General features: G+C 32.4%; 8 protein-coding genes and 1 tRNA gene. 3 read left to right on the forward strand and 6 right to left on the reverse strand.

Translation table 11 applies throughout. The annotated features are described in order from the left end of the window. Positions 1–136: 136 nt before the first annotated feature. Both GWR14_RS21580 and GWR14_RS21585 read right to left on the reverse strand, forming a co-directional pair. Positions 137–3,244, reverse strand: a complete 3,108-nt coding sequence (locus GWR14_RS21580) for a metallophosphoesterase (RefSeq protein WP_163411224.1) — start codon at positions 3,242–3,244, stop codon at positions 137–139. Positions 3,245–3,434: 190 nt separating this feature from the next. After that, positions 3,435–3,839 (reverse strand): helix-turn-helix domain-containing protein, encoded by a 405-nt coding sequence (locus tag GWR14_RS21585; RefSeq protein ID WP_163411225.1) that lies wholly within the window; start codon positions 3,837–3,839, stop codon positions 3,435–3,437. 487 nt (positions 3,840–4,326) lie between these two features. Between GWR14_RS21585 and GWR14_RS21590 the strand changes: the two genes are divergently transcribed. After that, positions 4,327–5,070 (forward strand): ferritin-like domain-containing protein, encoded by a 744-nt coding sequence (locus GWR14_RS21590; RefSeq protein ID WP_163411226.1) that lies wholly within the window; start codon positions 4,327–4,329, stop codon positions 5,068–5,070. A gap of 24 nt (positions 5,071–5,094) precedes the next feature. Then, on the forward strand, positions 5,095–5,907 hold the full coding sequence (locus GWR14_RS21595; RefSeq protein WP_163411227.1) for a ferritin-like domain-containing protein: 813 nt from the start codon (positions 5,095–5,097) through the stop codon (positions 5,905–5,907). 385 nt (positions 5,908–6,292) lie between these two features. Here GWR14_RS21595 and GWR14_RS21600 read toward each other — a convergent pair whose 3' ends face one another. Together GWR14_RS21600 and GWR14_RS21605 are read right to left on the reverse strand one after the other, a co-directional pair. Next, complete coding sequence (locus GWR14_RS21600) at positions 6,293–6,928, reverse strand: transposase (protein WP_163411228.1); 636 nt, start codon at positions 6,926–6,928, stop codon at positions 6,293–6,295. Positions 6,929–7,488: 560 nt separating this feature from the next. Further along, the gene (locus GWR14_RS21605) at positions 7,489–8,676 is read right to left on the reverse strand and encodes a leucine-rich repeat domain-containing protein (protein WP_163411229.1); all 1,188 of its coding nucleotides are present in this window, start codon (positions 8,674–8,676) and stop codon (positions 7,489–7,491) included. Positions 8,677–8,995: 319 nt separating this feature from the next. Here GWR14_RS21605 and GWR14_RS21610 point away from each other — a divergent pair, with 319 nt between their 5' ends. Continuing rightward, positions 8,996–11,143, forward strand: coding sequence for a response regulator (locus GWR14_RS21610; RefSeq protein ID WP_163411230.1), 2,148 nt, complete (start codon positions 8,996–8,998; stop codon positions 11,141–11,143). Positions 11,144–11,357: 214 nt separating this feature from the next. Here GWR14_RS21610 and GWR14_RS21615 read toward each other — a convergent pair. Beyond that, positions 11,358–11,438: transfer RNA gene (locus tag GWR14_RS21615), tRNA-Tyr, on the reverse strand. A gap of 166 nt (positions 11,439–11,604) precedes the next feature. Further along, positions 11,605–12,636: a PDDEXK nuclease domain-containing protein gene (locus GWR14_RS21620; RefSeq protein WP_163411231.1), complete on the reverse strand. Its 1,032-nt coding sequence runs from the start codon at positions 12,634–12,636 to the stop codon at positions 11,605–11,607. Positions 12,637–12,731: the final 95 nt, after the last annotated feature.

The raw sequence follows: 12,731 nt of genomic DNA on the forward strand, positions 1-12,731 counted from the left end.
CAAACGGACTGAATTTCTGGGATTGCAATGTCGCCAGATTTGATCCAACTTAATAAAGTTTCTACTGATTGTTAATGTTACACTGTATTTTGCCATAAATTGATTTTAGTAATTGATAATAATGAAAATTTAATTATTATTTTCTAATTGATGATGTTCCACCAATCAACCTTTGGCTTTTCATTGAAATATCTAATAAAGTACTTGCGCGTTGTTGATCCTGTTCTTTCATTGGAATCATTCTCATAAAATTAACACCAAGACGTCGAAGGATATGAAACGCAAGAGGATTATTTTTAAGGTCTTCAGCTAAACGTTTAACATCTTTTTCTGGAAAAGTTTTACTATACTCAAAAATGACAGCAATATCAATTAAAGATATAGCATTATTTTTTTTCTCACCTTCAGAAACTGCCAATTTAGTTCGCACCTCATTAAATGTTATTTCTAAATCTTTAGAGGCAATAGAAGATGAAATACGCTTAAATATTGAATATGAAACCATATATAATAGATTAAACATAAGTTGTTTAGCTAACTCTTCCCTTTCACGAACTGTTAGCGATCCATTGGGGTCTTTTTTTATTAAATCAATAATTTCACTTTTAATATACTCTTCTCCATCCAATAGTGTTTTAAATAAAAACGTTAAGGAACGTAAACCTAATTTATACAATTCTTCTACTAAATCAGATTTATCTGTTCCTGTTAATGAAGCATATCTATTTTTAATAATATAACCTAAAATTTCTATAGTCTTAAAGGCCTTATTAACTTGTGAAATACTATCAATTTCATCATTAATGTCATACTCATTATCCTCTTGAATTTTAATTTCTAAGTTGTGTTCGTCAGAGTCTACTGTTTCAACTTTTCCTTCGAAAACTATATCAACAACTTTTTTATCAATTAAGCTATTTACTTCCTTAATATCATCATTAAATTCTATAATATTTTCTTCTTTAAATAGTTCTCGCGCCCTCTCTAAAATTTGTTTCACTATAAATTTAGATTTGCTATGATGAGATAAGAAAATATAAATATTTGCACTTTCCGTCTGATATAATCTATTTGATAACTCAGTCACTTTACCTTTAATGATTTCGTCTTCTAAATTGTCCGAAAAATATTTACCTATAAAATAGAAATAAATATATTTATATTTGAATTTATATAATGTACCATTTTTTTGAATTAAATTACAATTTTCTAAAGTTTCAGTAACTTCTCGAAAACTTAATTGAATACTATACTTTTTAATAAAAAATTGATGAAATTCTATAAAATTGTTTTCATCTATTTCAATAGTTTTATTATTATAAAGAAAAAATGATAATTCTGTTAAATATGAATAATACTTTTCTATTTCAGCATTTGCTTTAATTTTTTGTCCGAGAGCAGATTTAATTAAGACATCATAATAGTGACCAAAAGTACTTTGTTCAAAATTTGTTGCAGTACTTAGTTCATTAGCTTGTAAAATTGTTAATATATATATAGGAAGCGAAGGGATTAAATTTTTACCTATAACTGTATTTACTATTTTTGCTAATTCTTTAATTTCAAATTCTTTAGATTGTTCATCTTCAAATTCGTCTTCCAGTAAATCGATCCATTTTCTAATTAGTTCCAACCTTTTTTTACCACTAAATTTCAATATTTCGAATACTTCAACAGTTGTAACTTGAGATTCAAGCAACTCACTTAATGTAAAATATTCATCCCAAGTTATTACAGTTTGAAAATTAAAAGAATAAAGATTTAAAATGAAATTCTTTTTGCTTTTTTGAGGAAGTTTACAGTTGTTTAAGTCATCAATAATTACAACCAAATTTTTAGTAGTCAAATCAATATCTACTTTGTATTGCTTTCTAAATTCCTTATTGATTAATTTAAAAATATCTTCTTTAGTAATCTTTTTGATATCTCCTCCCTTTACAAAAATCGGAACTGTATTATTTACAGCTACTGTATTTGAATATATTTTTTTACAAAATGACGTTTTACCACTATTTTCTTCTCCTAATATTATTGTATGATTAACATCTTTATTGGTAATTCTATTTAAAATGTCTTCTGATTTAAAAGCTCCACTTCCTTTTTCGTCATCATCATTTAAACTAAATTGTTCCATAAATGGAGCAACATAGATATCGTTAAGGGTTAATGTTTTACTTCTATGTGTAAAATTGGCACCACTATCATTTAAGAAATCATAAAAATCATCTTCTACAGACTGCATATTAATAGCTTCATTCAAAACCATTGGTGAATTAACTATAATTTCCCAAACTCCTTTATCACAAACATCTGTATTATCTACAAAATTTTTATGATCATGAATATACTTAAAAAAATGACATTTAGCATTTTCACCATAATCAATAACACTGAATCCATTTCTATAATTACTTTCAGTCTTCCTAATTTGATTTAGCCCTGAAGGAGATACTATTCGCAAGCTTGTTCCTGTCAAGTTTTGTACAAATTCTACATCAGTTTGATGAACATGTCCACTAAAAATTAAATTGTAATTTTGCGACATATGACTTTTAATAGTCTTCGATTCAACTTCTGATATCCAATCTAATTGATGGTGCATTAATGCTATTTTAATGTCACAATCATTTATAAATTTATAATTATCATTAATTTGATTTTCTCCAACAAGAAGGTTATTAAAATCATCATCACTATAACACCTCCAAGAAGAATTTAAAGAAGAAATTCCTATAGATTTTCCTTTTATATTTAATTTAGTAGAGAATTTAAACTTTGAATGAAGTTTTTCTTCAATTCCTTCATATAATTTAAATTCAAAATCTTTATATTCTTTCATTCTTTGAATTCCGTCATAATCGTCTTCATTCAAATTTGTAAAAGAATTAATTTTATCAATTGAATCTAAATCATGTTTTAATCCACTTTCATGAAAAGGTTTGTCTGCATTTCGATTAATATCATGATTACCAGGGCAAATGATAAACCTCGAAATATCTAAATTTAATTCTATTAGAATTGGTGATATAACATTTTCTTTAAACGAATATAAAGCATCCGAAACAGAACCAAAATCTTTACCGGCTTTATCAATCATGTCACCAGTAAATAATACTAAATCAATATTTTGTACATTATTAATTTCTGTAATTTTTTTTAAGAAAGGTACCTTCAGAAAATCATTCCAATCTTTTAGAGTTTTAGTATTTAAATGAAAATCAGTTAAGTGTAAAATTCTAATCATTTTTTTCAGTTTTATATTTCGGTTAGTTACTATTTAATTTTTGTCAATTTTAGCAATTACACTAACAATAGTTCTCATTAGCCCTTAATGTTTTTATATTACACTCCTTCGGATATTCAATCTATTCTTAATTATTATAAAAATAGGCTCAACCAAAAAGTTGAGCCTATTTTATAAGTTAGTAATAAAACTATTTATTAATTAGTCTTTCAAGTCTTCCCATCATCTCATCTTTTTCCTTCAACATCCTTTCAAACAAAGCAATTTTCTCTTCTTGAAGTTTTTTGATTTCTTCGATAGGATTGAAGTTGAATGTAGAATTAGGATTTCCAACACAAGCATTATCTCCAAATGTATTAGAAATAATATTTATCGCTTGCTCCTCATCAAAATTCTGAAAAGCCTCAACCGGAATTTTTAATACAGCTGAGATTTGTTTCAGCAAACTATCCTCAATTACATCTTTCTGCTCCAGCATAGAGATTTTCTTCTGATTCCAGTCTTCGCCCAGATCATAAGCCAATGCCTCCTGCTTTATGTTAAGCATTTCTCTGAAACGTTTTACGTTTCTTCCCTGATGTATTTTTTGTTCCATATCGAGTACAATTTCTGAAGGCTCAAAGATAAAGCCATCTGCATTAAAAAGTGTGAATTTCAAAGATAAAAAAATATCCGTAAAATATCCCTTTGTCAGATATTATATCCAAATCAGGAATAGTTTATCCTTTACACGATCTGGTCATTGAAGGCAAATTAATATACTTTGACAAAGACGATGAAGAAGAATAAACTTCGAGGCAAAGCAGAAACAATTGTCATCCTGAGCGGAGTCGAAGGCTTATGAAACCAAAAATCCTTCAATACCTGTATCATAAATCCAGACAAATTCATTCTAAAATCTACTTTAAATTACACAATCAGGCAGTTATCATAAAAAATTATTCATCATTTACCCCTTTAAAAACGGACCTTTTTAAAAATTAAAAGAAAATTCTTAAAGAATAAGTCAATATTCAAAAACCGCACATCATAAAATTTCGTTAATACTAAAATACATGTTATTAACCGATAAAAACTTTATTATGAAAAACGAAGTTAAAATTCAGGAAGTCAACCCAATCCTGGACAGCAGAAGGAGCTTCCTTAAGCTCAGCGGACTTACAATGGTTACCGCAGGTTTGGTTTTGGCTGGCTGCAGCGACAACGATAATGACGATATGCAGGATAATTCCCTGCCTGGAATAAAAAATGGAATATTTGATTTAGGTTCCGGAGATTTTGGAGTCTTAACCTATGCCTATGCTCTCGAACAATTGGAAGCTGACTTTTATACCAAAGTCGTAAATTCATCCAATTTCAACACCACATTTAATGACACTGAACGTGAAGTATTAACAGATTTGTATCATCACGAAGTGGTTCACAGAGATTTCTTTAAAGCAGCTTTGACTCTTGCACTTCCTGATCCGGGTACACAATTACTTCCTTCCTTAGCTTTTAACTACGGCTCATTAAATTTCAACAGCCGCAATGAAGTCCTTGCGACTGCAAAGGCACTTGAAGATACCGGTGTTGCCGCATACAATGGAGCAGGAAAACTTATCAAAAGTGCCGATTACCTTCTGCTGGCAGGTAAAATTGTTTCTGTAGAAGCCAGACATGCTTCGGCAATTAGAAGCTTAATCAATCCAAATTCTAAGGATTTTGCAGGTGATGATATTGTAAGCGCTTCTACAGGTTTAGATGCAGCTTCTAACCCTTCCAAAATTCTTCCAATTGCAGGAGGATTTATCACCACAAAATTTACTGCAAAATATTTGCCTTAATGCTAACCGTTAAAACTAGAAATTATGAATATTTTAAAATTTATAGAATCCTTCACAGATGATAATACAATGAGAAGCACCAGCTCCCGAAGAGACAGTTTCTCACAATTTGGAAATATCGGTAAAAATCTGGCGTTCGCTTCAATTCCGTTTGGTCTGTCGGCTCTTGCCAGTAAGGCAATGGCTAAAGATATAACCGCGACTCCTGCAACTCCAATCGGGGCACTTCAGTTTGCCCTTACATTAGAATATCTTGAAAATGAATTTTATGCTATGGCCTTAGATCATGGAGTAATTCCCGCATCTGAAAACGGCGGACGCGATTTAAAAGTCTTTCAGCAGATTGCGGATCATGAAGCAGATCACGTCAAATTTTTAATAGCAGGTCTGGGCGGAACAGCCAGCGCAAACTTTGTTCCAAAACCTACCTTTGACTTTACTGTCGGCGGGGCATTTGATCCGTTTAATGACTATCCTACATTTCTCGCATTAGCACAGGCTTTTGAAGATACAGGAGTAAGAGCATACAAAGGCCAGGCAGCCAATTTAATTACAACACCTGATTTACTAACTGCTGCATTACAAATCCATTCCGTAGAAGCCAGACACGCCTCTGAAGTCAGAAGACTTCGCGGTCTCAAGGGATGGATTTCTAACGCAGAAAGAGGAGCCGGCATGCCACCGGCAACACAGGCTGTTTATGACGGAGAGGGCGTAACCATACAAGCCGGATTCAATACCGCTGCCGCCTTTGGAGCAGCAGCAGGATCAGAAGCGTATGATGAACCCTTAACCACACAACAGGTTGTAGACATCGCCAATATATTTATTGTTTAATAAAAACTAATCGCCTTATAAAACCATCTTTGCTGACAAAGTAGAGATGGTTTTTTATATAAATAAACAAGGTGAAAAATAATTTTAGAGCCAGCTTACACCTGTTTCATCCTGAAAAATTTTGGATGGGTCAGAATTATAATAAAAAATTTAGCCATGAAAAAACAGCTGTATAGTAAGTTTAGGATTAAGAATTACAGGTGTATAGCTAAAACAGGATTTATTTAATAATCTGTATAGTTATTTTAGGACGGGTTATAGGACGGGTCAATCCAAAATCAACGATATAGATAAGCCATAGATAAAGCATAGATAAAGCATGGATAGTGCATGAATAATGCATGAAAACCAACACCCGTTTTCAAACATAAAAAAGAAAACTTACTCATTTCTTATGGTTTAATTTGTCATTTTCCCAAACGATCGGATTTTGTATAATATAATCCGCTATTCTTTGATATTCAAAACCATTTCTGACAATGTGATCGTGGTAATTCGGTTGAAAAAAATGATTTTGTTTATTGTATTTTGGTATTGGTAAATGATGTTCGTCAATATAATCGTCAATTTTGGTATTTACCCCCGATTTGAATCCGGCAATAAATGATGATATGGATTTGGGTAATCGCACAGGACGATTCGGTTTTATCGATTGCCATTGTAGAACCGCACGGCCGTTCGGTTCTACGTCGTACCCGTGCGGTTGTACGTTATCCCCGTTATCAATCAAATCGTTTGATTCATTCCCGGTATGACATATTTCCACAATCATATGCAAATGGTTAGGCATTATGATATATTCGTGCAAAAACAATTCATTTCGAATTGCAAATGATTTCAAAAATTCATTTTCTACAATTTTACCCATTTCGGATAATTTTATTTCCCCGGCGATAATATCACCCAAAATACATTCCCTATTTTGGGTAACAATGGTAAGAAAATATAAAGCGTTTGAAGAATAATCCCAATTACGTAATCGATGTGACCCTATTCTATATTTATTCTTGTATTTATCCATTTCAAAATGATAGTCTGTGAAAATAAACAAATTATATAAATCCTATCTGTATTTATCTTACAAATCCTGATTGAAGCACTATCTTAACGGATTAGTTGAAAGTTGAGGATTCAGTAAAAAGATTAGAGAATCTTAATCCATAAACAATAAAATCCATGAGTTTAGAGAATAAAAAAACTCCAAAGTCATAAGACTTTGGAGGACTCTAAATTTTATAATTCTTAATAAACCACACTCCCCTTAGAGTTCTTATTAAAAATTGAAGTATTATTCCAGCTTTATTAATTTTATACAATTTTAAGCCATAAAAATACCCTGTCAAAGTCTCCGGATTTAACTAAAATTCTGCCCCTGTAATTAATTAGAATTCAAAACACCGACAACTGAATGATCTGCTTTTTATTAGTTAACAATCCAAAAAAAATATTTTGAAAAAGAAACCGGAAGACTTTTAAGGGATTTAATATTTACCTAAACATAAAAAAATGTGCAAATTTTTGCTCTGAAACATCACTTTAACTATGGGCAATCGGCTCAAAACCCATCGCCGAAAACTTAACTTACAACTTAATTAACTTTGTTGTCTCTTTGTTTGTTTTTAAAAAATAAACTCCATCTGTAAACCCGGACAAATCTACTTGTGAAACTTCTCCCGTAGTTTTTTGAGATTTTACTTTTTTGCCTGAAATATCAAACACTTCCAGTGTAACATTTTCCTTATTGTTAATATTAAAAATACCAGTTGATGGATTTGGATAAACTAAAACTTTCTCTTGTTTCCCGAAAGAAGGTGTGCCTAAAGTTGCTCCGGTAACAGACATGAAATCGGTCCAAACCGCGGTATTCTCATAAGCCGGCTCCTTGCCCGCAGGAACAATTAGTGGAATAGTAGTAATATTTACACCATTAAAAACATTTGCATTGATTGCTACAGGCGTTGGGCTTAAGGTTGTTACAGAAGTTATCGCATCGCAAGAGGCAAAAGCAGAATCCCCAATACTCGTTACCGAATTACCAAGCACTACAGAAGTTAGCCCATAGCAAAAATAAAAAGCAAAACTTCCTATGTTCGCTACAGAATTTGGAATTGTTAAAGAAGCTAGCTTAGTGCAATTATTGAAAGCATAATTCTCAATGCTCGTTACAGAATTACCAATCGTTAGAGAAGTTAGCCCTGTACAATCTTCAAAAGCACGACTCTCAATGCTCGTTACTGAATTAGGAATCACAATAGTGTTTAGAAATTTGCAATATTGAAAGGTTTTAGATCTAATAGTAGCGATTGAATTGCCAAGCGTAATCGAGGTTAAACTTTTGCAATTTATAAAAGCAGCCTCTCCAATACTTGTTACAGAATCAGGAATCGTTACAGAAGTTAGCCCTGTGCAGAAATAAAAAGCCCCAGATCCAATATTTGTTACAGAATTAGGTATCGTTACAGAAGTTAGCCCCGTGCAATTAAAAAAAGCATAATTGCTAATATTCGTTATCGAATTAGGAATCGTTACAGAGGTTAGTCCCGTGCAACCATAAAAAGCATTAGTTCCAATACTTGTAACAGAATAGGTCGTGCCTGAATCCGTAACACTTGCAGGAATAGCTGCTGTAGAAATTGTCACATCTTTCATTTTCACAGCCACATTCGTCCCCGAAGTTACCGTATAAGTCAGATCGCCTTGTGTAAAAGTCTGTGCCAAAATTGACATCGGAACAAATAATAAGGTAAAATACAGAAGTAATTTTTTCATCATTTTTTAATTTTTAAATGGTTAGTTTTTCAGGATATTTGATTCCAGTGATGGGCTTTAGTTTTGAGTCACAGACTTTCGGTAATCAATAATGAACCGAAAGACTATTATCTCAAAAAAACGGCTGTCTTTGCAGTCAAAATCCAGTGCTGAAATTTCCAATGCAAATTTAAAATAACCGATAACTCCAATTGAATCAGCGAAGTATCCATTTGATTCAAAAAACATCTATTTGCTTCAATTTTTAAAATTGTCGTTCTGAAAGCTTGTACAGCAAAATAAAAAAACTAAAATTTGTCTCATCTAAAGTTCGGAAATCATGAATTTAACCCATCATACAAGTGTCAAAAACACTCATAGATCGTATGAAAAACAAATCAAAATTTTAAATATTTTTTGTATCGTCTGGATGTGTGTCGTGCTTTTTATTATCTGCATGAATCTTTATATGGATGTCGTGCCTCTTTATTTTGAAAAGAAAATTTTCACACACCAATACATCAACTGGGATATATTTTTTGGGCATTCAGTTTGCGAAATTCTTGTATTAACAGTCTATTTTTTAAACCGCAAAAAAAAGTTTAAGCTTGCCCGGGTACTTTTTATGATTTTTGTTTTTGCGCACTTCAATTTGTTTACACTTTTTGTAAATCCCGGAAGATTTATAGAGTATTATTTTTGTTTCTTCGCAGGTATTGCACTGCCTTTTTTCAGGAAAAACACGCTCCCTTTTGCGTTTATGATACTTAGTTATATCTGCTTTTTGTGCCCGTACTATGTGTATGTTGTTTACCCGCAGGACATCATCGACAGATTAATGGAAATTAGTACGTTTTGTCTTTTCCTTTCTGTTTTTTTACTGATGACCTACTTCAAAAAACTAAATCTTCAAAACGAAACTCTCCTGGAAATAGAACGGGACAAAGTCATCGAAGACAAAAATATTATTGCTCAGAAAGAAAGTGAACTCCGGGAATTAAACGAATTTAAAACCCAGTTTTTCATCAATCTTTCGCACGAAATCCGAACCCCGCTCACCCTTATACAAGGTTATGTTTCCAGAATTGATTTTGATGAATCCCAATCGGAAAATCAAAACAGGATAGCCGTTATCAATTCTCAAACCGCACACATTCAAAACATTATAGACAACATTCTTGATTTAAGCAAAATAGATTCTAATGAATTTAAAATCAATACCGCTCAGGTTCCGTTGATTCCTTTTTTGAACAAACACTATCAGGAATTCAAGGAATTGTTTGATAAAAAGCAAATTCACTTCAGTCTGCAGCTCGAAATTCCGACTTTGGAGGTACAAATGGATGAAAGTTTAATTTCTAAATCGATCAATAATTTACTGGCAAATGCTTTAAAATTTACACCCGAAAAAGGAAAAGTACAAATGAAGGCCATTTTAAATACTGATTTGCAAATTAGTATAGAAGACAGCGGAATTGGCATTCCTGAAGCAGATTTAACTAAGGTTTTTGATCGTTTTTATCAATCAAAAAATGATATTACCAAAAGTCAGGGCAACGGTATTGGTTTGTCCTTTACCAAAAGTATCATCGAAAAACACCAGTTTAGCATCGATTTGACAAGCGAACCTTCGGTTTCTACCGTTTTCACCATCACAATTCCTGAAAAATTCGTTTCGGTTTCTACAACTAAAAATCGTTTAGAAGTTAATAATGACAATAAAAGGACTGATACAAAAACAGCAGCTGTTTCAACGTACAATAGTCCGGTCAGAAAACGTATTTTGCTGGTAGAAGACCATCAGGAAATGCAGACGTACATTCAGATGGTCTTGCATCAATTTGAGGTTGTGCAGGCGTTTAATGGCAGCGAAGCCTTGCAGATACTAAAAAATCAGACTTTTGACATTATTATTACCGATTATATGATGCCTGTGCTCGATGGCGAATCGCTGGTAAGGGAACTAAAGAATCAAAACAACAAAACACCCATTATTGTTTTGACTGCCCGTGCCGACCAGCAGGGAAAACTCAATATGCTGCGTTTGGGTGTAGATGCTTACCTGAACAAACCTTTTGTAGAAGAAGAACTGTTGCTTTTAATTCAAAAATCGCTCGAATCAGCAGAAGTCATCAATGCTGTTTCACCAACATTAAACAAAGAAGAACAACAATGGCTGGAAGAATTTTCGCAGAAATTTAATGCCGATTTAAACGATTACATCCACGCCAATTTAACTCAGGTTAATTTTGGTGTCGAAGAACTTGCATCTCGTTTTTCGATGTCAAAAAGTACTTTAAACCGAAAAACAAAAGCTGTTTTGGGGCAGACACCACAGGAAATCATCACAGAAGCCCGCCTGCAAAAGGCAAAGGCTTTACTCAAAGAAAACCCGTATGCTACTAAAAAAGAAATTGCCGGAGCAGTAGGCATAAATAATAGCGGTTATTTATTTAGCAAACTCAAAATCCGGTTTGCCATAGAATAGGCTTTGGGTATTGGTCATTTATTTTTAGCACAATAAAGCGTTTAGATCACAGTTTAGAGGAGTGAGAAAAATAGATTTCTTCTTATTCAGATTATCTAATCTTTTTGCTTAATCCCCAGCTTCTCGATACAATATAATGTAAACAATAAAATCCATAAGTTTAGGAAATAAAAAAACTCCAAAATCGCAAGACTTTGGAGTTTTTAGTAATTTGTGGGGAGAGCAGGATTCGAACCTGCGAAGTTCACACAGCAGATTTACAGTCTGCCCTCGTTGGCCGCTTGAGTATCTCCCCAAATTTGAATGTCAATCTATCAATCCGTCGACACTCGGAAAATCATAAAAAAATCGAACGATTTTATACAGGATTTGAAAAAACTTTCGATAAAAATAGAATTAGTTTTTTTGTTAAATTATCTTCTTGAAATGCTATTAACAAATATTTGAAGTTACTTCGGTTATTATTCCTCGTTTTGGATCATTTTATCAATATTATCTTTTACCAATTGTTCTAACTGATAGGTAGCTACTCCCAAAGGCTTATCAAGTCCACGCATTGCATACTCCACTTTTATATTACTTTTTGATGCACAAAGTAGTAAACCTATTGTTCGCTCGTCAGTTGGAGTTTTGAGTTTATCGTCAATAGCACTAATGTAAAAATTAAGTTTAGAAATATACTCAGGCATAAATTCCCCTGCTTTAAGTTCTATAACAACATAAGCATGTAAGATCGTATGGTAAAAAAGTAAATCAATTTTATAATCAGTATTGTCAATTTCAATAGTGTATTGTCTTCCGATAAATGCAAATCCTTTTCCCAATTCCAACAAAAAGTCTGTAATCTTCTGTGTTAAAAGTTTTTCAATTTCAAGTTCTTTTACTTTTGCAGAAAGCATTAAAAAATCAAAATGATAAGGGTCTTTGAAAATACTTTTTGCTAGATCAGATTGGTATTCGGGTAAAGTTTGTTTAAAATTGTTTAATGCTTTTCCGCTTCGTGAATATAAATTGCTTTGTATTTGCAAAAGCATAACATCTCTACTCCATTCGTTTTTGGCTGTTTCTGCTATATAGAAAGCTCTTTCTGATGGGTCTTTTACTTTGGTAAGTAAACTGATATGATGATACCAGGTAATTTGTGCAAGTGCCACTTGCACAAATTCATTTTCAGATTGTGCAAGAGGTACTTCCACGATTGGAAAATGAGGGTAAGCCTCGGAAAAAGCTCTCATATACTTTAAATTTCGAACAGAAAAACCTTTGCTATCGGGAAAATTATGAATCAGATCATTAGCTAAAAGGTCGATAATTTTACTTCCCCAGCCATTTTGTAGTTGTTTTTCGATGATGGAATTTCCAATTTCCCAATACAAAGTGAGCATTTCAGTATTGACCTTTAATGCCGTTTGGGTTTGGGCACGTTTTATCTTGTTTAAAATAAATACTGACCAGTCTTTGTAATCATTGCTTTGGATAATTTCATCACTCATATAAAGAGGTAAAACTTTGGTTATTGGCAAATATAACAAAAAGGCTCTGCTGTTTTATCGCAAAGTCTTGATTAATTATTATTCTCTTAATTTTT

It is taken from the genome of Flavobacterium ajazii, assembly GCF_010614725.1.
GTDB classification, from domain to species: Bacteria; Bacteroidota; Bacteroidia; order Flavobacteriales; family Flavobacteriaceae; genus Flavobacterium; species Flavobacterium ajazii.